This window comes from Kitasatospora sp. NPDC088134, assembly GCF_044741705.1.
Classification (GTDB): Bacteria; Actinomycetota; Actinomycetes; order Streptomycetales; family Streptomycetaceae; genus Kitasatospora.
On the sequence record NZ_JBIUTD010000004.1, the window covers coordinates 225,597 to 247,998 of the forward strand.

Here is a 22,402-nt window from a genome sequence, read left to right on the forward strand (position 1 = left end):
CCCCGGTCCCGGCGGTTCCAACCCATGACTTTGACCGACTGCCGAACGATCGGTTCCAGCCATGATCGATCAGGCTCGGACCATCGGCCCCGGGGTGCGGATTCGCTCCTCCGAGTGAGGACGAACCACCCGAGGGTGGCGTGTCGCCGACAGCAGGTTGACGCCTGGTCAGGGCCGGTGCCGCCGGGTCAGGGCCGGTGCCACTGGCTCAGGACCGGTGCCGCCGACGGGCGGCGACCGTCGCGGCCGCCGCCCCCGCGAGCACGCCCAGGCCCGCCGCGGCGGGCACGCCGATCCGGGCCGCCTTCCGCCCGGTGCGGAAGTCCCGCACCCGCCAGCCCATCGTCCTGGCGTGCCGGCGCAGCGCCGCGTCCGGGTTGATCACGTACGGGTGGCCGACCAGGCTCAGCATCGGGATGTCGTTGGCGGAGTCGCTGAACGCCGCGCACCGGGCCAGGTCCAGCTGCTCGCGGCGGGCCAGCGCCTGGACGGCGGCGGCCTTCGCCGGGCCGTGCAGCATCCCGCCCACCAGCCTGCCGGTGTAGACGCCGTCCCGGGTCTCGGCGACCGTGCCGAGCGCGCCCGTCATGCCGAGCCGGCGGGCGATCAGCCGGGCCACCTCCTGCGGGGCGGCCGTCACCAGCCAGACCCGCTGTCCGGCGTCCAGGTGCATCTGCACCAGGGCGCGGGTGCCGGGCCAGATCTTCTCGGCCAGCACCGGCTCGAAGATCTCCTCGCAGATCCGCTCCAGGTCGGCGGTGTGCTTGCCGGCGACCAGGCTCAGCGCGCTGTCCCGGGCGTCCGCGATGTGGTCCGGGTTCTCGGTGCCGTGCAGCCGGAACGCGGCCTGCTGCCAGGCGAACCGGACCAGGTCGCGGCGGGAGAAGAACCGGCGCCGGTAGAGCCCGACCCCCAGGTAGAAGACCGCCGCCCCGCGCAGGATCGTGTTGTCGCAGTCGAAGAACGCGGCGGCCCTGGCGTCCCCGGGCACCGGGGTGTGGTCGCCCTCCGGCGCCTTGGGGGCACCCGGCGCGTCCGGCGCGTCCGGTGCGAGCTGGGCCTCGGCGGCGTCCGCCGCGGCCTCGCCCGCGAGGGCGCTCCGCGCGTCGGCGGGACGCCTGGACTGGGTGAGCCTTCGCAGCGCGGCCATGCGACGAGCATAGTCAGCCGGGGCGGCCGACCCCGTGTCGGCGGAGTGCCGCACCGGTGAACGGGGGGCGACCGGCCCGGCGGCACAATGAACCCGTGAGCCTGCTGCGACGCCAGAAGAAGAACCCCGCCGAGACCACGGTCACCCTGATCGGCAAGCCCGGCTGCCACCTCTGCGAGGACGCCCGGGCGACCATCCTCAAGGTCACCGCCGACCTCGGCGCCCGCTTCGAGGAGAAGGACATCCTCCAGGACCCCGCCCTCTACGAGCAGTACGCCGAACAGATCCCGGTCACTCTGATCGACGGCCGCCAGCACGACTTCTGGCGCGTGGACGAGACCCGCCTCCGCAAGGCCCTCACCACCTGACCCCCACCCCGCCTCCGGCGAGGGACCGGCGCAGCGGGTGCCGGGCCGCCTCCGGCGGGGAGGGCTCCGCTGCTGTTTGCCGGACGCTCCGCGCGGCGGGTGCTGGGTCGCCTCCGGCGGGGAGGGCTCCGCTGCTGTCTGCCGGGCGCCCCCGCGCAGCGGGTGCCGAGCCGCCTCCGGCGGGGTTGAGGTGGTGCTTTTCGGCGGGGTGCTCCGCGCAGCGGGTTCTGTCGGTGTCGCCCGGCCCTTCCGCCTCCGGCGGGGACGGCTCCGCTGCTTCCCGCCAGGTGCTTCGCGCGGCGGGTGCCGGGCTGTCTCTGGCGGGGTTGAGGTGGTGTTTTTCGGCGGGGTGCTCCGCGCAGCGGGGTCTGTCGGTGTTGGCTGGCCTTTTCCGTCTCCGGCGGGGAGGCTCTGCGGCTGCCCGCCTGGTCGGCGGCGGTGGCGATTCGTGAACGTTCGATGAAGATCGGCCTAGGAGTTCCTCCACTTCTCGGCTTACGATCGAACGGTTTTCCGTCCGCCGGGGGCAGTGCAAGAGGAGGGCGCGATGAACGGCTATGCCGTCGTCGACGTCGAGGCCACCGGTCGTAGCCCCTGGCGCCACCGGGTGGTCGAGGTCGCCGTGGTGCAGTTGGATGCCGGGCTGCGGGCGGAGCGGGAGTTCAGCACGCTGGTGGACCCGGTCGGGCCGGTGGGGCCGACGCACGTGCACCGGATCGCGCAGGAGGACGTGGTCGGGGCGCCGCGGTTCCGGCAGATCGCGCCGCAGTTGTTGGAGCTGCTGGCCGGCCGGGTGCTGGTCGGGCACCACGTGACGTGCGACCGGGCGTTCCTGGAGCGGGAGTTCGCCCGGATCGGGGTGGTGCTGCCACCGGTGCCGCTGCTGTGCACGATGCGGACGGCCCGTCGGCTGCTGCCGGAGGCGGGCGGTTTCGGGCTGGCGGCCTGCGTGGAGGCGGCCGGCCTGGGCTGGTTCCCGGCGCACACCGCGCTGGGCGACGCCCGGGCCACCGTCGAGCTGCTGCGGCACTGCCGGCGGACCGGCGCGGTGGAGGAGCTGCCGCCGCAGGCACCGGTGGTCCCGTGGCCGCGGCTGGCCCCGGCCCGCTCGGCCCGGGAGCACGGCGGGGTGCCGCTGCTGCGGCGACTGGCGCCGCTGGGCCCGTGGCCGGCGGGGGTGGAGGGGCCGCGGGCGCTGATCGGCGCGGCGGGTTACGAGTGATGCGTGTCACTGTTCGGGGACAAATCGGACACCATCTTTGTGCACACGTTCACAAACGCATAGCCTGGCGGTCCAAGCCCAGCTTCACCCACAGGAGCACCGTGGCAATCGGCCGACCCTCACCCAGCAGTTCGCAGACGCCCGACCAGGGCGCCGCGCGCCGCACCTCGCGTGCGCGGGGCATTCCGGAGGCGACCGTGGCCCGCCTCCCGCTCTACCTGCGGGCGCTGACCGCGCTCTCCGAACGCTCGGTCCCGACGGTCTCCTCCGAGGAGCTGGCCGCCGCCGCCGGGGTGAACTCCGCGAAGCTCCGCAAGGACTTCTCCTACCTGGGCTCCTACGGGACCCGCGGCGTCGGCTACGACGTCGAGTACCTGGTCTACCAGATCTCCCGTGAGCTGGGTCTCACCCAGGACTGGCCGGTCGTCATCGTCGGCATCGGCAACCTGGGCCACGCCCTCGCCAACTACGGCGGTTTCGCCTCCCGCGGCTTCCGGGTGGCCGCGCTGCTGGACGCCGACCCCAGCGTGGTCGGCTCCACCGCGGCCGGCCTGCCGGTGCGGCACATGGACGAGCTGGAGGAGATCGTCGCCTCGCAGCACGTCTCGATCGGCGTGATCACCACCCCGCCCGGCGCCGCCCAGGTGGTCTGCGACCGGCTGGTCGAGTCCGGCGTGACCAGCATCCTGAACTTCGCCCCGACGGTGCTGACCGTCCCGGACGGCGTGGACGTGCGCAAGGTCGACCTGTCGATAGAGCTGCAGATCCTGGCCTTCCACGAGCAGCGCAAGTCCGGCGACGAGTCGGCCGCGGGCGACTCGGTGCTGGACCGGGCCCCCGGCCCGGTCCGGGCGGCCGCCGCCAAGCTGCGCCGCGCCGCCGGCGGCAAGGCCGAGCCGGCCAAGGCCGCCCCGGCCGCCCAGGCCAAGGCCGCGCCCGCCGCCAAGGCGGGCCCGGACGACGACCTGTCCGCGGTGATGCCCGCGTGAGCACCGAGATCCGTCCCGACGAGGTGGGGGCATGAGTCTTCTGGTAGTCGGTCTGAGTCACCGCACCGCCCCCGTCGGCGTGCTGGAGCGCGCCGCGCTCACCGGTGACACCCCGACCCGGGTGCTGCACGACGCGGCCGCCTCGGCGACCGTCGCCGAGGCCGCGCTGGTCAACACCTGCAACCGGATCGAGCTGTACGCCGACGTGGACAAGTTCCACGCGGGCGTCGCCGAGCTGTCCCAGCTGCTCGCCGGGCACAGCGGCGTCGACCTGGACGAGCTGACCCCGCACCTGTACGTGCACTACGAGGACCGCGCCGTCCACCACCTGTTCTCGGTGGCCTGCGGCCTGGACTCGATGGTGGTCGGCGAGGGCCAGATCCTCGGCCAGCTGCGCGACGCGCTGGCCAAGGCCCAGGAGGAGCACACCGCGGGCCGCGGCCTGAACGAGCTGTTCCAGCAGGCCCTGCGGGTCGGCAAGCGCGCGCACAGCGAGACCGGCATCGACAAGGCGGGCCAGTCGCTGGTCACCTTCGGCCTGGAGCAGGTCGCCGCCGGCGCCGGCCCGATCGCCGGCAAGCGCGCCCTGGTGGTCGGCGCGGGCTCGATGAGCTCGCTGGCCGCCGCCACCCTGGTCCGCTCCGGCGTCACCGACCTGCTGGTCGCCAACCGCACCCCGGCCCGGGCCGAGCGCCTGGTGGAGATCCTCGGCGGCGCCGCCCGCGCCGTCGACTTCGCCGCCGTCCCGGCCCTGCTCGCCGAGGTCGACCTGGTGATCTCCTGCACCGGCGCGGCCGGCACCGTGATCGCGGCCCCCGAGGTCGCCGCCGCGGTCGCCGCCCGCACCGCCGGACACCCCCTCGCCTTCCTCGACCTGGCCATGCCCCGGGACGTCGACCACGCCGTGCACGGACTCCCCGGCGCCCTGCTGGTCGACCTGGAGAGCCTGTCGCACGCGCACGCCGCCACCCCCGGCGCGGGCGACGTGGACGCGGTCTCCACCATCGTCGCCGACGAGGTCACCGCCTTCGGACAGGCCCAGCGGGCCGCCCGGATCGCCCCCACCGTGGTCGCCCTGCGCGCCATGGCCTCCGAGGTGGTCAGCGGCGAACTCGCCCGGCTCACCGCCCGGTTGCCCGACCTGGACGAGCGCTCCCGGGCGGAGATCTCGCAGACCGTGCGCCGGGTGGTCGACAAGCTGCTGCACGCCCCGACCGTCCGGGTCAAGCAGCTCGCCGCCGAACCCGGCGGGGCCTCCTACGCGGAAGCCCTGCGCGAACTGTTCGACTTGGACCCCGCGGCAGTGCACGCTGTCTCCGGCACCCCGATCGGTGCGCAGGCGGGGTCCTCGATCCCGCCGGGCGGCATCCCCACCGCCCAGGCCCAGGCCCCCACCGACCGGTCCGCCGTGGCCCCGCCCGCCGGAGTCACCGGATGAACCCCCGTCAGCCCCCCAGCACGACCAGGACGATCACCTCATGAATGGTCCAGAGACAGTGACGCCGCTGCGTCTCGGCACCCGCCGCAGCGCCCTCGCCATGGCCCAGTCGGGCATGGTCGCGGAGGAGGTGGCCAGGATCACCGGCCGCCGCGTGGAGCTGGTCGAGATCACCACCTACGGGGACGTCTCCCGTGAGGCGCTGGCGCAGATCGGCGGTACCGGCGTGTTCGTCTCCGCCCTGCGCGACGCCCTGCTGGAGGGCCGGATCGACCTGGCCGTCCACTCGCTCAAGGACCTGCCGACCGCCGCCCCCGCCGGGCTGCTGCTGGCCGCCGTCCCCGAGCGCGAGGACGTCCGGGACGCGCTGGTCGCCCGGGACGGCCGCACGCTGGCCGACCTGGTCGGCCAGGGCGCCGGCCGCCCGGTCCGGATCGGCACCGGCTCCCCGCGCCGGATGTCCCAGCTGAACGCCTGGGCCCGGGCCCGCGGCGCCGACCTGGAGACCGTGCCGATCCGCGGCAACGTCGACACCCGGATCGGGTACGTCGCCTCCGGCGAGCTCGACGCCGTGGTGCTGGCCGCCGCCGGCCTCAACCGGCTCGGCCGGTCCGCCGAGATCACCGAGCACCTCGACCCCGCGCAGATGCTGCCCGCCCCCGGGCAGGGCGCGCTCGCCGTCGAGTGCGTCGACCCCACGCTGGCCGCGGTGCTCGCCCGGCTCGACCACCGGCCCACCCGGGCCGCCGTGGTCGCCGAGCGCGCCCTGCTGGCCACCCTGGAGGCCGGCTGCTCCGCACCCGTCGCCGCGCTGGCCGGCTGGACCGGCACCGAACTGCGCCTGGACGGCGTGGTCGGCACCACCGACGGCACCGAACTGCTCAAGATGTCCGCCAACGGCCCGCTCGTCCCCGACGAGACCGCCGAGGAGCAGGCCGCGGCCCTGGGCCGCGCCCTGGCCACCAGGCTGCTCGACACCGGAGCGGCCGACCTGATGGGGGAGCGCGCCCGATGACCGCCGCCGGATTCCACCCGCCCGCAGGGCGCTGCACCTTCCTCGGCGCCGGCCCCGGCGACCCCGGACTGCTCACCCTGCGCGCCGTCGACGTGCTCGCCACCGCCGACGTGCTGGTGGCCGACCCGCTGACCGCCGCCGCCGTCCGCACCCACTGCCCGGCCAACGTCCAGGTCCTCGACCCGGCCGAGGTCGGCAAGGAGCTGTGCGACCTGGCCGCCGACGCCGTCAAGGCCGGCCGGCACCTGGTCCGCACCGTCGACGGCGACCCCGGCCTGGACGGCTGCGCCGCCCAGGAGATGCTGCGCTGCGCCACCGCGGGCGTCCCGTTCGAGGTCGTCCCGGGCGTCGCCCAGTCGGTGGGCGTGCCCGCCTACGCGGGCGTGCCGCTGCGCGGCGGCAGCGGGGCGGACGTCCGCTTCGTCGACGCCGAGGCGCTGCTGGCCGGCCAGGTCGTCGACCTGGGCGCGCCGGAGACCACCCTGGTGGTGCGGACCACCCTGGGCCAGCTGCCCGCGACCGCCAACTCGCTGGTGGCGCACGGCCGCAAGCCCGACGCGGCGCTGTCCGCGACGCTGTCGGGCACCACCACCCGGCAGCGCACCTTCACCTCCACGCTGGCCGCCATCGCCGCGGACCTGAAGGCCGCCCGGGTGCTGCCCTCGCCGGTCTCCGCCCCGGTGGACCCGGCGACCTCGGTGATAGCCGTGGTCGGCGAGCAGGTCGCCCACCGCGCCTCGCACTCCTGGTTCGAGACCAAGCCGCTGTTCGGCTGGAACGTCCTCGTCCCGCGCACCAAGGAGCAGGCGCACGGCCTCTCCGACCAGCTGCGCTCGTACGGCGCGGTGCCGCAGGAGGTGCCGACCATCGCGGTCGAGCCGCCGCGCACCCCGCAGCAGATGGAGCGGGCGATCAAGGGCCTGGTCACCGGCCGCTACGAGTGGATCGCCTTCACCTCGGTCAACGCCGTCAAGGCCGTCCGGGAGAAGTTCGAGGAGTACGGGCTGGACGCCCGCGCCTTCGCCGGGATCAAGGTCGCGGCGGTCGGCGAGACCACCGCGCAGGCCTTGGTCGACTTCGGTGTCAAGCCCGACCTGGTGCCGTCCGGCGAGCAGTCCGCCGCCGGGCTGCTGGAGGACTGGCCGCCGTACGACCCGGTGTTCGACCCGATCGACCGGGTGCTGCTGCCGCGCGCCGACATCGCCACCGAGACCCTGGTGGCCGGCCTGGTCGAACTGGGCTGGGAGGTCGACGACGTGACCGCGTACCGGACGGTGCGCGCCTCGCCGCCGCCGGCCGAGACCCGGGAGGCGATCAAGGGCGGCGGTTTCGACGCGGTGCTGTTCACCTCGTCCTCGACCGTCCGGAACCTGGTCGGCATCGCCGGCAAGCCGCACAACGTGACCGTCATCGCCTGCATCGGCCCGGCCACCGCCAAGACGGCGGAGGAGCACGGCCTGCGGGTGGACGTGATGGCCCCGGCCCCGTCCGCGTCGGCGCTCGCCCAGGCGCTCGCCGACTTCGGGGCCACCCGCCGGGACGCCGCCACCGCGGCGGGCGAGCCGGTCTACCGGCCGAGCGAACGCCGTCCCGGCTCGCGCCGCAAGGCGCGCTGACCCTCCGTCAGGGGGAGGCCCGACGGCCTCCCCCTGACGCATTTCTCGTGACCCAGCTCGTGACCCAGCTCGTGACTCAGGGAGCCTTCGAAGTGTCCGCCGAATTCCCGTCCGTCCGCCCGCGCCGGCTGCGCACCACCCCGGCGATGCGCCGCCTGGTCGCCGAGACCCGGCTGCACCCGGCCGAGCTGATCCTCCCGGCCTTCGTCCGCGAGGGCATCACCGAGCCGCAGCCGATCGGCTCCATGCCGGGCGTGGTCCAGCACACCCGGGACACCCTGCGCCGGGCCGCCGTCGAGGCCGCCGAGGCCGGGGTCGGCGGCCTGATGCTGTTCGGCGTCCCGCTGGTCCAGGACGCGACCGGCACCGCGGGCACCGACCCCGAGGGCATCCTCCAGCTCGCCATCCGGGACGTGGTCTCCGAGGTCGGCGACCAGCTGGTCGTGATGTCCGACCTCTGCCTGGACGAGTTCACCGACCACGGCCACTGCGGCGTGCTCGCCGCGGACGGCTCGGTCGACAACGACGCCACCCTGGAGCGCTACGCCGAGATGGCCGTCGTCCAGGCCGACGCGGGCGTCCACCTGGTCGGCCCGTCCGGCATGATGGACGGTCAGGTCGCTGCCGTCCGGAAGGCGTTGGACGCGGCGGGCCACCAGGACACCGGCATCCTCGCCTATACCGCCAAGTACGCCTCCGCCTTCTTCGGCCCGTTCCGGGAGGCCGTCGGCTCCTCGCTCAAGGGCGACCGCAAGACCTACCAGCAGGACCCGGCCAACGCCCGCGAGGCGCTGCGCGAACTCGCCCAGGACGTCGCCGAGGGCGCCGACCTGGTGATGGTCAAGCCCGCGACGGCCTACCTCGACATCCTCCGCCAGGTCGCCGACGCCTCCCCCGTCCCGGTCTCCGCCTACCAGGTCTCCGGCGAGTACGCCATGGTCGAGGCCGCCGCCGCCAACGGCTGGGTCGACCGCGAACGGATGATCATGGAAACCCTCACCTCGATCCGCCGGGCCGGCGCCGAGCAGATCCTCACCTACTGGGCGGTCGAGGCCGCCCGCATGATCCGCTGACGGGTCGTCACGCGCGCCGGGGTCAGGCGGACTTCGGGAAGTCCTTCCGCTTGATCTTGGCGCGGCGCCCGTCCGGGTGGTGGAACACGATGCCCTCGGCGGGCGCGCCCGGCGCGAACCGGCTCTCCAGCCCCGCCAGGTACTCCCGCAGGCCCTGGTAGCTGCGCGGCACCCCCTCGTACACCGGCGCCTCGCGGTCGAACGGCAGGCACAGGTGCTCCGCCAGCTGCAGCGGATTGCCCTGGATGCGCGGGCCCAGCGCCTCGCAGGCGTGCTCCCCGTTCGGCCAGCCCGTCACGTCGGTGCCCTGCGCCGCCGCCAGGATCCAGCGGTCCTCGGCCGCGCCCTCCGCGGTGTCCACGTACCAGCCGTCGACGATGCCCAGCTTCTTCTGCGCCGCGCTCGGGTTGCGCCGCTTCTCGACCCGGACGAGCTGCCCCGAACGGACCGTCAGCCGGACGTTCGTCCCGTCCACCTTCTCGGTCGGCGCGCCCTCGCCCGCGAATACCCAGGCGCACTCCGCGCGCGGGCGGTCCACCACCCGGAAGTCGCCGTCCCGCTCGAACAGCGTCGGAATCTTCTCCATGACCGTCATCCCCCTCCGTACCTGACCGATGAGCTCCTCGGGCGCCACGACCCCCGCCGCGAGCCCGCCCGCCAGCGACCGCACCAGGTCGGCCACCGACACCCCCGCCTCCACGGCCACCCGCTTCAGCGCCAGCTTCTCCTCCGGTGACACCCACGCCACCAGCCGGGACCACCCCTCCGGCGGCACCCATCGCGCCACCTGCCCCGCCACCTTCCGCGGCCGCCCGGGCCCCCGCTTCTGCTCCTCCATGGCCGCTGACAGTAGGTCAGCCATTTCCGTTGTGTCAATTGGCATAACAGAAATCCCCGCTGGGTCGACCGAGCGCCGCCGTGCTATTTTTTGTGAGCAGTCGTTCAACTATGGGGGTCCGATGGGACGCAAGCAGCTCTGGGACCGCTCCGAGGTCCTCGCCTCCGCCATGCGCCTGTTCCGGCACCGGGGCTACCTCGGCGCCTCGGTGCGGGACATCGAGGAGGCGACCGGGCTGCACCCGGGCAGCCTCTACCGGGTCTTCCGGAACAAGGACGGCCTGTTCCTGGCGGCCCTGGACAGCTACAACGAGCAGGTGGTGCGGGTCCGGGTCCGGACCCACCTGCTGGAGTCGGCCGACCCGGTGGCGGGCATCCGGTCGTTCTTCACGTCGACGTTCGAGACCGGACCCGGCCCCGACCCGGGCTGCCTGCTGACCAACACCGCGGTGGAGTCCTTCGGCCTGCCGGAGGCCGCCGAGGGGGTCCGCCGGGGGCTGGAGGCGATCGAGTCCGGCCTCGCCGCCGCGCTGACCCGGGCCCGCGCCCTGGGGCTGGTCCCGGCCGGGCTGGACGTCGAGCTGTCCGCGGCCCACCTGCTGGCGCTCTACCAGGGCCTGCTGGTGCTGGTCCGGGCCGGCACCCCCCGGACGAAACTGCACACCGTCACCGACGGCGCGATGGCGTCGATCGGCCCCGTGGAGAAAGAGGCACAGCGATGAGTGACCTGCAGCAGCTCTGGACGGACTACGCGGCCTGCTGGTCGGCCGAGCCCGGCGAGCGGCTCGCCGCCCTCGACGCGGTCGCGGTCGCGGACGTCGCCTACCGGGACCCGGGCACGGAGGTCGGCGGGCTGACCGAACTGGCCGCCTACATGGCCGGGTTCGCCGGGGCCTTCCCCGGCCACCGGTTCCGGATCGACGAGGTGCTCGACCACCACGACCGCTCGCTGGCCCGCTGGACCCAACTCGGCGAGCGGGACGAGCCCGCGATGTCCGGCATCAGCACCGCGCTGCACCGCGACGGCCGGCTCGCCGACATCACCGGGTTCTTCCTCCCCGCCTGAGCGGGCGCCGCACCACCCGTCCCGGGCGCGGACGCCGAAGGGCGCCGGGGCCTGGGGGGCTCCGGCGCCCTTCGGGGCTGACGGGGTGTCAGTGCATGGCGATGATGCCGCCCTCGCCGCCACCGGTGGCCGTGTCGGTGGCCCAGCCGTAGCCGCCGCCCGCGGTGAAGATGTGGGAGGTCTCGGCGAAGCCGCCCCAGTGGCCGGCGACGAAGGGCTCGTCGGCGGTGGCGATGCCCTCGTGGCCGCCGCCGACCACGACGTGCGCGTAGGCGGGGGCGGCGACGGCGGCCAGGGCGATCGCGGCGACCGAGGTGACGACGGCCTTGCCCAGCTTGCTCTTCATGGAGAGGTCCTCTCTGCGTCAGGGGTTTCTACGTCAACACAGGGGTGCGGCTGAAGCGGCGCTGCACGCGCCCACCGGGCGCTCCGATCACCCGATCGCGCCGCAGACGGACGGGCGGAAGGGGAGCGGCCGGAGACATGGAACCGCCGGGCCCGCGGGATCGCTCCCCCGGACCCGGCGGTCGGTTGCGACCGGGAAGGTCAGCCGATCAGGTGGGAGACGCCACCGTCGCCGCTGCCCACGGTGTTCTGGCCCACGGTGCAGGTCTGCGACGGCTTGTTGTCCAGGACGTCGGCCTTGATCGGCACCGCGACACCGATGACGGCGACGGCGACGTTGTCGACCTCGGGGAGGCAGAGGTTCGGGTTGTCCAGGGTGTGGAAGTTCGGGCTGTGGCTGCCCGAGGTGCCGGTGGCGTTGGTGCCGCCGTTGCCCTGGACCGAGGTGGCGGCGCCGTCCGCGTCGCCGATGGCCATCGCGGGGGAGGCGATCGTGGCGAGACCGGCGGCGGCAACACCGGCGGCGGCGAGAGCCTTCTTCAGCATGGGATTTCCTTTTCGGATCTGATGGAGTGGAGCAGCGCCCGGCGCGTGGCGCGCACCGGGACTTTCCGCCCTACCGGGGGAACGGAGCGGGCGGATGGTGCCGCGCGGGGCGTGGGGCCCCGCGCCCGACAGTGACGGTGCGTCAGCCGATCAGGTGGGAGACGCCGCCGTCGCCGCTGCCGACGGTGCCCTGGCCGACCACGCAGGTCTGCTTGGGCTGGTTGTTGAGCGCGGCCAGCTCGACCGGAACGGCCACGCCCAGCACGCCGACGCCGATGTTGTGGATCTCGGGGAGGCAGATGTTCGGGTTGTCGGCGAAGTGGAAGTTGGGGCTGTGGTTGCCCCAGGTGCCGGTGGCGTTGGTGCCGCCGTTGCCCTGGATCGAGCCGGCCGAACCGTCCGCGTTGCCGATCGCGACGGCGGGGGTGGACACCGCGGCCAGCGCGGCGGCGGCCAGGCCGATGCCAGCGAAAGTCTTCTTCAGCATGGTGGAGATACCTCTCTGGAATACCGTTCGAGGGGTGCTGCCCCGTCGTCGTCGGGATCAAAGAACGGCGACTCGGAAAGTTACGGGGTGCGGAGGAAATTCGTGAAGGATCACCGGTTTCCCCGTGTGCCGGTCGGATCATTAAGCCGTTCCGGTTAACTCCCGCTATCCGTGCGGGAGGTGGCTCGTTCGCCAGGTTGCCCACCAAGTATCAGAACCGAGAAACCGAACGAACGGCGAACACCATGAAGCTCTCCAAGCGGGCGACCGGCGCCCTGCTGCTGGCGGTCGGCGCCGGCGTGGCGGCGGCGCAGGGCGTCTCCCAGGCGGCCCCGAAGACCCCGGCGGAGGTGGCCGCGATCGAGGACGGCCTGGCCACCCGGGAGGTGCCGTTCAGCATCCCGCTCAGCGCCGCGACCGCCCCGCTCCCGCTGCTGCCGGACGGCGGCGAGGTCCACGGCGGCATCCCCACCTCGCCGCTGATGCCGCCGACCGAGACCAACGCGGACCCGAACCAGCCGATCCCGGACCACGTGCTGCCCGCGCTCAACGGCGGCAAGGCCGGCCCGTCGCTGGCCGCGGCGCTGCCGCTGCCCGAGGTGGACCACGGCGCCGAGCTGGGCACCCTGGGCCTGGACGCCCCGGCGGCCCCGCTGAACCTGGGCGGTCCGGCGGTCGGCCTGGGCCACCCGGTGTCCTTCGCCGAGGGCGAGGGCGGCCGGGTGGCGGACGCCGCGCTGAGCCTGGACAAGGTGGACCCGCACCTGGTGACCGCCCCGGTCCAGGCGGTGCCGGGGGCGAAGGCCTCGCTGGGCGGCGAGCAGGACCAGATCTCGCTCACCGACTCGGCCCGGAACCTGGTCGGCACCACCACCGCGACCACCGGCGAGATGCTGAACCAGGCGGCCCCGGTGGAGACCCTGACCGGTTCGCTGGAGCAGTCCCAGTTCTGACGCGCCGTCGACGAACGCCGCGAACGGCCCGGACCCCCGCGGGGGTCCGGGCCGCGCCGTGTGGTGGCGGCGTTACTGGCGCGTCGGCGTTACTGGCCCGGCGGTGCGCTCAGAGCGGCAGCCCGCCGAGCAGCGGCCCCGCCACCGGCAGGTCCTTGGCGCCGCCCCCGCCGGACAGCGGCGAGGTGAGCGGGGCGGTGCCGACCGGCCCGAGGCCGTTGTCGGGGACGACCGCGACGCCGTTGTCGAACACGTCGGCGGAGGACCCGGCCCAGGGGTCGAGCCGCAGGTCCTTCACCGGGGCGACCGCGTAGCCGAGCGCGCCGGTGGTGCTGCCGAGGGCCTGCTGGGCGTCGGTGTTCTGCAGGTGGGTGGTGGGCACGGGCAGCGCGCCGAGCCCTTCGGTCTGGGCGTGCGCGGCCTGCGCGGTGACGCCGCCGAGCAGCATCGCGGCGCCGAGCGCGGCCACGGCGCCGGTGGTCTTCCGGGACATCGGCCATTCCTCACAGGTGTGACGGGTGGGACGGGTGGGACGGGTCTGACGCGTGGTGCGGTCAGGGGTGGGGCGAGGCACTGCGGGAACGCGTACTGCCCCCCGGCCGGAGCCGAGGGGCAGTCTGCACGGGGTTACCGATCGGCCTGGGCCGGTCAGCAGTCCTCGTCGACCGGCGGGTGGTGCGGCATGTCGACGTTGGCGCAGGTGTTGCCGAACGCCGGGTTCAGCAGGCCGATCACGTTGACCGAGTTGCCGCAGAGGTTGACCGGGATGTGGACCGGGACCTGCACGGCGTTGCCGGAGCCCACACCGGGGGAGTTGGCGGTGACGCCCTCCGCACCGGCGGAGGCGTTGGCCAGACCGGCCGAACCCAGGACGAGGCCGGCAGCGGCGGCGCCGAGGACGGCGGCCTTCTTCACGTTCTGCATGGGGGTTGATCTCCTAGATCACACAGGGAGTTGATGCACCGCGCCGCGCGGGTGCGCGGCCCGGCGCGAACGCCGCGTCAGGCAGTTCAGCCGACGTTGGCGCAGGAGTTGCCGAACGCCGGGTTCAGCAGGCCGATGACGCTGACGGTGTTGCCGCAGACGTTGACCGGGACGTGGACCGGGACCTGGATCAGGTTGCCGGAGAGCACGCCGGGGGAGCCGGCGGCGACGCCCTCGGCGCCGGAGGAGGCGGCGGCCAGGCCGGCCGAGCCGAGGACCATACCGGCGGCGGCGACGGACAGGACCGCGGCCTTCTTGAAGTTGCGCATAGCTCTCTTCCTCACGTTCTGCCCGACTCAGGAGGGTCGGGTGCCGGGCGATCGCATCATCGCCCGCGGTTTTCGGGATGCGCCGTGAATGTCACTCACGCGGCTCAACACCTGCGTGTCGCCCGTGGCTTGGGCGACGCGTGCCGCATCGGTGGTGCGCCGACGACCTGTTCCTCACGGCCGGGAACGGGTCGTGCCGTGGCGCGCCCGGGGCGGTGCTGTGGAGCCGGTCGCACCCCGGACGAGCTTGCGCATGGTGCAGTCTCATTTCTTGCGGTGGAGCCGGCCGCTGCGGCCGCCCCGGGAGGCGCCGGGCCAGCGCGCCGTGGAGCTGGTTTCGCCAAGAAGAACGAGCAGGCGCGGTCGGGGAAACGGGCGGATTCCCCGATCACCCGAATGCGTTGATTACTCCACCCGGGTGATTGTTCGGGGGCGTCCGCAACTCAGTCCGAAGCGCTTCGTTGGCCTGGTGCACGTCCCGTGTGCTTCCTTCCGGTAGCCCCCGGCGCGGCAACTTGGAAGACCTGATTCATCGAGGAGACTCAAATGAGCATCAAGAAGGCTGCCGCGGTCGGCGCCGCCGTCGTGGGCATCGTCGCCGCCGGTGCGGGTTCCGCCATGGCGAGCAGCGGCGCCGAGGGTGTCGCCGCCGGTTCCCCCGGTGTGATTTCCGGCAACCAGATCCAGGTTCCGGTCCACATCCCGGTCAACCTCTGCGGCAACTCGGTGGACGTCATCGGCGCCCTGAACCCGGCGTTCGGCAACTCCTGCGCCAACGTCGGCTGACGCGACGCTCCGGCCGGTCGAGCCGCCGCCCCACCCCTCCCGGGGGTGCGGGCGGCGGCTCAACTGTTTTGGTGCGTACGGCTCCTGACCGAGTGTTGAACGTCCGGACCCTTGTTGGGTTACCTGTCAGTACCTAGCATGTGAGCCTGCCTCATGTTTTCCGGGCCCCCACGCCCGGTGCTCCGCCATGCTCCGCGCCGCCCGGCAGCCGCCGGGCGAACCCCCCACCCTCGCAAGGAGTCATGCGTGTCCAGGACCTCACCCCGCGGCCGGTTCGGCCGCCGCCGGCCACCCGCCCTGCTCGCCACCGCCGCGCTGCTCGCCGCCCTCGGCCTCGGCAGCGGCCTGACCACCGGCGCCGCGGCCGCGCCCGCGACCTCGGCCAAGCCCGCCGCGATCGTCGCGCTCGGCGACAGCGCCATCTCCGGCGAGGGCGCCGGCACCGACACCAACGACGACTACGTCCCCGGCACCGACAGCCCCACCAACTACTGCCACCGCTCCACGAAGTCCGAGATCTTCGTGACCCAGCTCCCCGGCGTCACCCCGATCGACCTGGCCTGCTCCGGTGCCCAGACCGGCGACCTGGTCAGCGACCCCGAGCTGGCGAAGGTCACCGGCCCGGGCAGCGGCGACTTCGGCGAGCCCAAGCAGGACGTCCAACTCGCCGCCACCGCGAGCCAGTACGACGTGAAGATGGTGGTCGTCACGATCGGCGCGAACGACGACTTCGAGTTCGCGGGCATCATGATGGACTGCCTGGCCCAGTACTTCCCGGTCCCGAAGTCCCAGGGCTGCCGGGACACCATCGGCAGCGCCGAGATCCTCCGCCGGGCCGCCGGGGTCAAGCCCAAGGTGACGGCCGCGCTGACCAACATCCGCACCACCATGCGGAAGGCCGGCTACGCCGACGACTCCTACCAGCTGGTCTACCAGTCGTACTTCAACCCGATCACGCCCGACATCCGGCGCAACGACTACGCGGGCAAGGTCGCCGACGGCTGTCCGGCCTTCCCCGAGGACCTCGCCTGGGGCCACAACTGGGTGGTCCCCACGCTCAGCGACGCGCTCCGCGAGGCCGCGTCCGCCGTCCCCGGGGTGCGCTACCTCGACCAGCGCCGGGTCGCCTTCGGCCACGAGGTCTGCGCGGAGTGGACCAGCTCGCCGTACGAGTACACCAACGGCGACGTGATCGACCTCTCCGAGAAGACCCGCAACGGCTGCGACAGCCCGATCTCCATCCCGGGCCTGTGCATGAACAACGTCCGGCAGTCGTACCACCTGCGGGTCGCCGGGTACGCGGCCGAGGCCGCCTGCCTGCGCCAGTTCTTCCAGCAGTCCTCGCTCGCCCAGGCGTTCTGCTCGCTCAACCAGCAGGACGGCACCTCGATCACCGCGCTCACGCCCGGCAAGCCGTTCCCCGACGCCCCCGAGGACGGCGCCTGGTACCAGCTCACCAACCGGGCCGACGGCAAGGCGCTCGACCTCTCCGGCGGCGGCAGCTACGGCGACTCCACCAACGGCCGGACCGCCATCACCTATCCGGCCACCGGCGGCCTGAACCAGTCCTTCGTGTTCGAGATCAAGGCCGGCGGCTCCTACGAGCTCGACTTCAGCGGCAACCGCAACATGTGCCTCGACGTGGCCGGGGCCGCCACCTCGACCGGCGCCAAGATCGAGCAGTGGGGCTGCAACGGCGGCGCCAACCAGCACTGGCTGCTCCAGCCGGTCGGCGACGGCAGCTACAAGCTCGCCGACTCCCAGGCCCCCGGCATGCTGGCCACCGCCGGCCCGCAGAGCGACGCCCAGGGCAACCCGCTGGTCCAGCTGGCCCCGGACAACGGCTCCGCCGCCCAGCACTGGCAGCTCACCAAGCTCGGCATCGTCTACCTGCACGGCTGACCCGGCCGGTCAGCGCATCCCCAACCGGGCGGCCGTACCCGCGCACACCGGGTACGGCCGCTCCGGCGGCAGCAGGGCCGGGTCGCGCGTCGCGTGCAACTCCCGGGCCAGGTCGGTCAGATCGTCGATCCGGACCAGCCAGTCGCCGGCGTACCGGCGCACCAGCTCCCCGCGCAGGCCGAGCTGGAGCGAGCGGTGCGCCAGCGGCCGCAGGTGGAGGTCCCGCTCCGGGTCCCACTGCACCCGGGCCTGGCTGCGGCGCGACTCCCGCTGCCAGTCCGCCTTCGAGGCGTGCACGCCCGGCTTGTACGAGCTCAGCACCGCCGCCACCAGCGCCGCGTCGAACCCCTCCCGCCGGATCACCACCCCGAGCACCCGCTCCTGCCCCTCGGCCCGCGCCCAGTCGCTGCGGTGCATCAGCCAGCGGAAGGAGGGCTTGACCCAGGTCATCCGGTCCAGCGCGAAGGCCGCCGGGAACCGCCCCTCGGCGGCGGCCGGCCCGGCGATCTCCGCCCGGAACGCCTGATAGACCGTCACGGTCCCCTCGTCGTAGCGCGCCCTGACCTGCCGCGTCGGTACATCGTCCATCCCCGCATCCTGGCCGGTCACTCCCTTTCGTCGCCTCCGGTTTTTCCGGTTGCGGACGCCCGTAGGGTGGGGGGCGTGGACCTGCTCGCCCGGTTGGGCTTCGACGACCCGCGCCCGCTGCTGCCGGTGGACCGGGCGGCGATCGAGTCCTGGCTGGGCGTCCGACTGCCGCGCGACTACTGGGAGTCGGCCGCCCGCGGCTCGGTGCTGATCGGGGGCGGCATCGTGCTGGGAGGCCCGGTCCGGGCGCACTTCGGCACGCTGCCGTGGGCCAAGCACGACCTCCGGACCGAGCTGCGGGAGGCGGGCTTCGCCCCGGTCCGGCTGCACCCCGAGCCCGGCGGCCTGCTGCCGTGGGGGCACACCCTCGGCGGGCGGACCTCCCTGCTCTGGAACACCGCCGACCCGGACCCGGAGCGCTGGACGGTGGTGCTCTGCGACCCGACCCGGCCGACCCGGGCGGAAGCGGTGCTGGACTCCGGCCTCGGCCTGGCCGAGTTCCTGGAGACGGTGGTGCTGGACCGGGTCGGCCACCTCGGCCCGCTGCCGGCCACCGCCGGCCCGACCTGGGACGCACCCGAGCCGTGGGCCCCGCCCCCGCCCCGCGAACTCACGCCCGCCGAACGGGAGTTCGCCCTGCACGGCCCGGCCGGGCTGCCCGCGCTGCGGCTGCTGGCCCCGCCGCCGTCGACGGCCGTCCGGAAGCCCGACTGGGCGCGGGTGCGCGCGGAGCTCGGCACCCCGCTGCCGTCCGACTACCGGGCCCTGCTGGAGAGTTACGGCCCCGGGCACTGGTCGGAGTGGCTGGGCCTGTACGCGCCCGAGGACCTGGCCGGCCTGCCCGGGCGGATCGGCCGCTCGGTGCCGGGCCCGTGCTGGCCGGAGCCGGGCGGGTTCCTGCCGATCGGCTGCAGCATCGACAACGACCGGCTGGGCTGGCGGGTGACCGGGCCGGACCCGGAGCGCTGGCCGGTGGTGGTCCGGCCCCGGCACGTCCGGGGCGAGGTGCCGCTGCCGGGTGGCCTGGTGGAGGTGCTCACGGTCTGGCTGCGCGGCGGGCTGTCCGTGGAAGGGCTGCCAGGGCTGGACCCGGAGGACGACCCGTTCGAGCTCGCCCGGTTCGAGCCCCGGGAAGCGGACCGGCCGGTCCGGGTGGGTTGACCGGCCCGGGTGACCTGGCCGGTCCGGGTGGATCGACTGGTCTAGTCCTTTCGTTGACAGCGGTGGTGGCGCGGGCCGACGATGTGAGCCGTCCCGCAGTGCCCAGCCTGGAGGTATCCCGGTGCCCAGCCCCTCCGCGGCGGACTTCGTCGCCGCCGCCCATGCCGCCATCGACCGCGTCAGCGCCTCGCAGGCCGGGGAGATCGCCCGGGCCGCCGAGCTGATCACCGCCGCGCTCGCCGCCGACGGCGTCGTCCAGGCGTTCGGGACGGGGCACTCCGAGGCGTTCGCGATGGAGATCGCGGGCCGCGCGGGCGGCCTGGTGCCCAGCAACCGGATCGCGCTGCGCGACGTGGTGCTGTTCGGCGGCCGCCCGGTGGAGATCCTGGCGGGTTCCGAACTGGAGCGCGGCACCGAATCGGCGGCACTGCTCTGGGAGCTGACCGACCCGCACCCGGCGGACGTCTTCGTGCTCGCCTCCAACTCCGGCGTCAACGGCTGCGTGGTCGAACTCGCCCGGCTGGCCAAGGAGAACGGGCACCCGCTGATCGTGGTCACCTCGGCCGAGCACACCGCGGGCGTCGAACCCAAGCACCCCTCCGGCCTGCGGCTGCGCGACTACGCCGACGTGGTGCTGGACAACGGCGCCCCGTTCGGCGACGCGGTGCTGCCGATGGCCTCCGGCGGCAAGGCGTGCGGCATCTCCTCGATCACCGCCGCGCTGCTCGCCCAGCAGGTGGTCGCCGAGGTGGTCCGCCGGATCGAGGAGGCCGGCGGCGTCCCGCCGGTCTACCTGTCGGCGAACATCCCGGCCGGTGACGCCCACAACAACAAGCTGGAGGCGCTGTACGCCGGGCGCATCCGCCGCACGGCATGACGAACCGTCAATTCCCTTGCCCCGAGCCGCTGGTGCTCGGACTGGACGTGGGCGGCACCAGCACCCGGGTACTGGTCGCCGACCTGGACGGGCGGGTCCTCGGCACCGCGCTCGGCGCCGGCGGCAACCCGGTCGCGCACGGCGCCGAGGCGGCCGTCCGGGAGATCGGCGGCGCGGTCCGGTCCGCGCTGGCCGACCTCGACCCGGCCCGGGTGGCGGCCGGGGTGATCGGCCTGGCCGGCGGCCTGGTCGCCCCGCCGGAACTGCTCGCCCTGTGGCCCGCCACCGGACTGACCGTCCTCCCCGCCCTGATCAGCGATGCGGAACTCGCGCACGCGGCGGGCACCGACGCCCCGGACGGCCACCTGCTGCTCAGCGGCACCGGCGCGGTGGCCGCCGAGCTCCGCGACCACCGGCTGCGCCGCACCGCGGACGGCCACGGCTGGCTGCTCGGCGACCGCGGCTCCGGATTCTGGCTGGGCCGCGAGGCGGTCTCGGCGACCCTCACCGCAGTGGACCGGCTGCTGCCCCTGGACGCCCTGGACGGCGCGCCGCTGCGGCTGTCCGGCCTGGCGGCGGCGGTCGCGGACGCCCTGCTCGGACCGGAACCCGATCAGGGCAGCCAGGGTGGCCCGGGCCGCGAGCCGCGGTCCGCGCTGATCGCCGCGGCGCACGCCCAGGCCCCCGCCAAGCTGGCCCGCTTCGCCCCGGTCGTCCTCGACCACGCGGCGAAGGGCGACCCGGTGGCACTGTCCCTGCTCGACCGGGCGGCCGACCACCTGGTCGACACCCTCGCGCTGATCCGCGAGCCGGACTCCCCGCTGCCCGTGGTGCTGGCCGGCGGCCTGCTCACCACCGACACCCCGCTCGCCGCGCTGCTCCGCCCCCGCCTGGCCGCGCGCTGGCCCGGGGCGACCCTGCACCCGGCCGGCAACGGCGCGGGCGCGGCGGCCTGGCTCGCGGCCCGCTCGCTCGGCCGCGGCACACCGGAACTGCACCGCCGCCTGACGTCCTGGCAGTCCTGAAGCCCCGTCAGGTGCTCCGGCAGGGGCTCCGTCGGGGGCTCCGCCAGGGATTCCGTCAGGGGCGGGCCATCGCCCAGGGGGCGAAGCGTCCGAGCGCCGCCGCCCACCCCTTCGCCCGTCCCTCGGTTCGGCGGCCGGCCCGGCCCCGGTGGCGGGCTTCGCCGTCCGGGGCGTCGCCGTCGGCCGTCCGGCCCGGCAGGGCGATCTCGGCCCAGACCCACTTGCCGCCGCGTTTGCGCACCACCCCGTGGGCGAGGGCGAGTTCGGTGACCAGCAGCAGCCCGCGCCCGGACTCGGCGTCGTCGCTGGCGGGCGGCCCGGTGACGGGCAGCGCGGGGGAGGAGTCGTAGACCTCGACCACGGCGCGGCGGTGCAGCGGGTCGGCGTGCACGCCGACCGTGACGGCGGGGCCGCTGGCGTGGCGGACGGCGTTGCCGAGCAGTTCGGAGGTGATCAGGTCGAGGGCGAACCGGGTGTCCTCGTCGAGTGGGGTGCCCCAGGCGGTGAGGAGGTCGCGCACCCGGCGTCGTCCGGTGGCGACCGTGGCGGGCTCGCGGGGCAGGGAGAACCATCGACGGTGGACGGACATGGCGGACTCCTCACGCGGTTCGCTCCGATGAGCGGGTGACTCGGCGGCCGATATGAGGGTGTGTCAGATCCTGACATCTCTAGACAAGCTGAAATCTCTAGAGATGTCAATGCGTCAAGCCCCTTGCCGCGCGTAGGATGTCTAGAGAGGGAAGGAAGTCCGCCGCCATGAACAACAGCCACCCACGGGGCGCGCAGCCCAAGTACCAGCGGATCGCCGAGGACCTCAAGGGCGAGATCGACTCCGGCCGCTACCGGCCCGGCGACCGCCTCCCGGGCGAGAACGACCTGATGGCGACGTACGGCGTGGCCAGGATGACGGCCCGTCAGGCGCTCGGCGTGCTGAAGGCCGAGGGAGCGGTGGAGTCCCGCAAGGGCGTCGGCGTCTTCGTGCGGGAGTTCCGGCCGATACGCCGGCGCGGCATCCAGCGGCTCTCCGACCGCCAGTGGGGCGGCGGCGCCTCGGTCTGGTCGGCGGACATAGCGAGCCGCGAACTGACGGTCGACCAGCTCGACGTCACCGAGCGGGAGGCGCCGGAGCGGATCGCCGCCGTCCTGGGCCTGAAGCCGGGCGAGCCCGCCTGCGTCCGCAGCCGCCGCTTCGTGCTGGACGGGAAGCCCGTCCTGCTCTCCGAGTCCTACCTCCCGGCCGCGCTGGTCGCCGGCAGCCGGATCACCGACCGGGACACCGGCCCGGGCGGCACCTACGCCCGGCTCGCCGAACTCGGCCACAAGCCGGTGCACTTCCAGGAGCACATCCGCTCCCGGATGCCGCTCGGCGAGGAGGCCGAGCGGCTGGAGCTGGTCCCGGGCACCCCCGTCTTCCTGGTGCACCGCACCGCTTTCGCCGGGGACGGCCAGGCGGTCGAGGTCAACGAGATGGTCCTCGACTCGGCCTCCTACATACTCGAATACTCCTTCGACGCCTGACCCGAGCCGGCTCCGCACCCGAGGGCGGATCGGTTCGTACGGGGGCGCACCCTGTGGACAAACCGCCCCCCGAGGGCCTGTTTTTCCACAGCCCTGTGGAAAACTCCGACCTTCCGGTGGGAAACCCGCCCGCCCCGCGCGGGCCCGCCGCCCTGGCCATGCTGCCCGCCCTGCCGCCCATGACCGC

Annotated in this window: 26 protein-coding genes; 16 read left to right on the forward strand and 10 right to left on the reverse strand. The window is 74.1% G+C overall.

The window, feature by feature from the left end; genetic code table 11:
* Positions 1–208 precede the first annotated feature (208 nt).
* Positions 209–1,150, reverse strand: a complete 942-nt coding sequence (locus ACIOHG_RS08890) for an HAD family hydrolase (protein WP_400947213.1) — start codon at positions 1,148–1,150, stop codon at positions 209–211.
* Positions 1,151–1,245: 95 nt separating this feature from the next.
* On the opposite strand from ACIOHG_RS08890, the gene ACIOHG_RS08895 reads away from it, so the two are divergent.
* From ACIOHG_RS08895 to hemB, 7 genes are all read left to right on the forward strand, one after another.
* Positions 1,246–1,518, forward strand: coding sequence for a glutaredoxin family protein (locus ACIOHG_RS08895; protein ID WP_400947215.1), 273 nt, complete (start codon positions 1,246–1,248; stop codon positions 1,516–1,518).
* A 547-nt stretch (positions 1,519–2,065) separates the two neighbouring features.
* Entirely contained in the window at positions 2,066–2,740 is a 675-nt protein-coding gene (locus ACIOHG_RS08900; RefSeq protein ID WP_400947217.1) for an exonuclease domain-containing protein, read from the forward strand.
* 101 nt (positions 2,741–2,841) lie between these two features.
* A complete protein-coding gene (locus ACIOHG_RS08905) occupies positions 2,842–3,729 on the forward strand; it encodes a redox-sensing transcriptional repressor Rex (RefSeq protein WP_400947220.1) in 888 nt (295 codons plus the stop codon).
* 31 nt (positions 3,730–3,760) lie between these two features.
* A complete protein-coding gene (locus tag ACIOHG_RS08910) occupies positions 3,761–5,167 on the forward strand; it encodes a glutamyl-tRNA reductase (protein ID WP_400947223.1) in 1,407 nt (468 codons plus the stop codon).
* 40 nt (positions 5,168–5,207) lie between these two features.
* On the forward strand, positions 5,208–6,182 hold the full coding sequence (gene hemC / locus ACIOHG_RS08915; protein ID WP_400947225.1) for a hydroxymethylbilane synthase: 975 nt from the start codon (positions 5,208–5,210) through the stop codon (positions 6,180–6,182).
* Entirely contained in the window at positions 6,179–7,798 is a 1,620-nt protein-coding gene (locus tag ACIOHG_RS08920; protein WP_400947227.1) for a uroporphyrinogen-III synthase, read from the forward strand. The genes hemC and ACIOHG_RS08920 overlap by 4 nt, the downstream gene beginning before the upstream one ends.
* 92 nt (positions 7,799–7,890) lie before the next feature.
* Positions 7,891–8,871 (forward strand): porphobilinogen synthase, encoded by a 981-nt coding sequence (hemB, locus tag ACIOHG_RS08925; protein WP_400947228.1) that lies wholly within the window; start codon positions 7,891–7,893, stop codon positions 8,869–8,871.
* A 22-nt stretch (positions 8,872–8,893) separates the two neighbouring features.
* On the opposite strand, the gene ACIOHG_RS08930 is transcribed toward hemB, so the two are convergent.
* Positions 8,894–9,709 carry a hypothetical protein gene (locus ACIOHG_RS08930; protein ID WP_400947230.1) on the reverse strand — a complete coding sequence of 272 codons (816 nt, stop codon included), beginning with the start codon at positions 9,707–9,709 and terminating at the stop codon, positions 8,894–8,896.
* 121 nt (positions 9,710–9,830) lie between these two features.
* On the opposite strand from ACIOHG_RS08930, the gene ACIOHG_RS08935 reads away from it, so the two are divergent.
* Positions 9,831–10,430, forward strand: a complete 600-nt coding sequence (locus tag ACIOHG_RS08935; protein ID WP_400947233.1) for a TetR/AcrR family transcriptional regulator — start codon at positions 9,831–9,833, stop codon at positions 10,428–10,430.
* Complete coding sequence (locus ACIOHG_RS08940) at positions 10,427–10,774, forward strand: nuclear transport factor 2 family protein (protein WP_400947235.1); 348 nt, start codon at positions 10,427–10,429, stop codon at positions 10,772–10,774. The genes ACIOHG_RS08935 and ACIOHG_RS08940 overlap by 4 nt, the downstream gene beginning before the upstream one ends.
* Before the next feature lie 88 nt (positions 10,775–10,862).
* On the opposite strand, the gene ACIOHG_RS08945 is transcribed toward ACIOHG_RS08940, so the two are convergent.
* The 3 genes from ACIOHG_RS08945 to ACIOHG_RS08955 all read right to left on the reverse strand — a co-directional run bounded on the left by ACIOHG_RS08945 (position 10,863) and on the right by ACIOHG_RS08955 (position 12,152).
* A complete protein-coding gene (locus ACIOHG_RS08945) occupies positions 10,863–11,120 on the reverse strand; it encodes a hypothetical protein (protein WP_400947238.1) in 258 nt (85 codons plus the stop codon).
* A 200-nt stretch (positions 11,121–11,320) separates the two neighbouring features.
* Positions 11,321–11,665, reverse strand: coding sequence for a rodlet layer protein (locus ACIOHG_RS08950; RefSeq protein ID WP_400947240.1), 345 nt, complete (start codon positions 11,663–11,665; stop codon positions 11,321–11,323).
* A 142-nt stretch (positions 11,666–11,807) separates the two neighbouring features.
* A complete protein-coding gene (locus tag ACIOHG_RS08955) occupies positions 11,808–12,152 on the reverse strand; it encodes a rodlet layer protein (RefSeq protein ID WP_400947243.1) in 345 nt (114 codons plus the stop codon).
* A 245-nt stretch (positions 12,153–12,397) separates the two neighbouring features.
* Between ACIOHG_RS08955 and ACIOHG_RS08960 the strand changes: the two genes are divergently transcribed.
* Positions 12,398–13,105 carry a hypothetical protein gene (locus ACIOHG_RS08960; protein ID WP_400947245.1) on the forward strand — a complete coding sequence of 236 codons (708 nt, stop codon included), beginning with the start codon at positions 12,398–12,400 and terminating at the stop codon, positions 13,103–13,105.
* Positions 13,106–13,214: 109 nt separating this feature from the next.
* Here ACIOHG_RS08960 and ACIOHG_RS08965 read toward each other — a convergent pair whose 3' ends face one another.
* From ACIOHG_RS08965 to ACIOHG_RS08975, 3 genes are all read right to left on the reverse strand, one after another.
* Positions 13,215–13,598, reverse strand: a complete 384-nt coding sequence (locus ACIOHG_RS08965; RefSeq protein ID WP_400947248.1) for a hypothetical protein — start codon at positions 13,596–13,598, stop codon at positions 13,215–13,217.
* Between the two features lie 155 nt (positions 13,599–13,753).
* The gene (locus ACIOHG_RS08970) at positions 13,754–14,029 is read right to left on the reverse strand and encodes a chaplin (RefSeq protein WP_400947251.1); all 276 of its coding nucleotides are present in this window, start codon (positions 14,027–14,029) and stop codon (positions 13,754–13,756) included.
* An 86-nt stretch (positions 14,030–14,115) separates the two neighbouring features.
* Positions 14,116–14,358: a chaplin gene (locus ACIOHG_RS08975; RefSeq protein WP_400708048.1), complete on the reverse strand. Its 243-nt coding sequence runs from the start codon at positions 14,356–14,358 to the stop codon at positions 14,116–14,118.
* A gap of 546 nt (positions 14,359–14,904) precedes the next feature.
* Here ACIOHG_RS08975 and ACIOHG_RS08980 point away from each other — a divergent pair.
* Together ACIOHG_RS08980 and ACIOHG_RS08985 are read left to right on the forward strand one after the other, a co-directional pair.
* Entirely contained in the window at positions 14,905–15,144 is a 240-nt protein-coding gene (locus tag ACIOHG_RS08980; protein ID WP_400947254.1) for a chaplin, read from the forward strand.
* A 246-nt stretch (positions 15,145–15,390) separates the two neighbouring features.
* Positions 15,391–17,046 (forward strand): RICIN domain-containing protein, encoded by a 1,656-nt coding sequence (locus tag ACIOHG_RS08985; protein WP_400947257.1) that lies wholly within the window; start codon positions 15,391–15,393, stop codon positions 17,044–17,046.
* Between the two features lie 9 nt (positions 17,047–17,055).
* Here the strand turns inward: ACIOHG_RS08985 and ACIOHG_RS08990 are convergent, their stop codons facing one another.
* Positions 17,056–17,634, reverse strand: coding sequence for a DUF4291 domain-containing protein (locus tag ACIOHG_RS08990; RefSeq protein WP_400947259.1), 579 nt, complete (start codon positions 17,632–17,634; stop codon positions 17,056–17,058).
* Between the two features lie 75 nt (positions 17,635–17,709).
* Between ACIOHG_RS08990 and ACIOHG_RS08995 the strand changes: the two genes are divergently transcribed.
* The 3 genes from ACIOHG_RS08995 (at position 17,710) to ACIOHG_RS09005 (ending at position 20,697) form a co-directional block, all read left to right on the forward strand.
* On the forward strand, positions 17,710–18,795 hold the full coding sequence (locus ACIOHG_RS08995; RefSeq protein ID WP_400947262.1) for an SMI1/KNR4 family protein: 1,086 nt from the start codon (positions 17,710–17,712) through the stop codon (positions 18,793–18,795).
* 121 nt (positions 18,796–18,916) lie between these two features.
* Positions 18,917–19,672: a sugar isomerase domain-containing protein gene (locus ACIOHG_RS09000; protein WP_400947265.1), complete on the forward strand. Its 756-nt coding sequence runs from the start codon at positions 18,917–18,919 to the stop codon at positions 19,670–19,672.
* Positions 19,669–20,697 (forward strand): N-acetylglucosamine kinase, encoded by a 1,029-nt coding sequence (locus ACIOHG_RS09005; protein ID WP_400947267.1) that lies wholly within the window; start codon positions 19,669–19,671, stop codon positions 20,695–20,697. Before ACIOHG_RS09000 ends, ACIOHG_RS09005 begins: the two co-directional genes overlap by 4 nt.
* A gap of 55 nt (positions 20,698–20,752) precedes the next feature.
* Here ACIOHG_RS09005 and ACIOHG_RS09010 read toward each other — a convergent pair whose 3' ends face one another.
* On the reverse strand, positions 20,753–21,286 hold the full coding sequence (locus tag ACIOHG_RS09010) for an ATP-binding protein (RefSeq protein ID WP_400947269.1): 534 nt from the start codon (positions 21,284–21,286) through the stop codon (positions 20,753–20,755).
* Between the two features lie 167 nt (positions 21,287–21,453).
* Here ACIOHG_RS09010 and ACIOHG_RS09015 point away from each other — a divergent pair, with 167 nt between their 5' ends.
* Positions 21,454–22,215, forward strand: coding sequence for a GntR family transcriptional regulator (locus tag ACIOHG_RS09015; RefSeq protein WP_400947271.1), 762 nt, complete (start codon positions 21,454–21,456; stop codon positions 22,213–22,215).
* Positions 22,216–22,402: the final 187 nt, after the last annotated feature.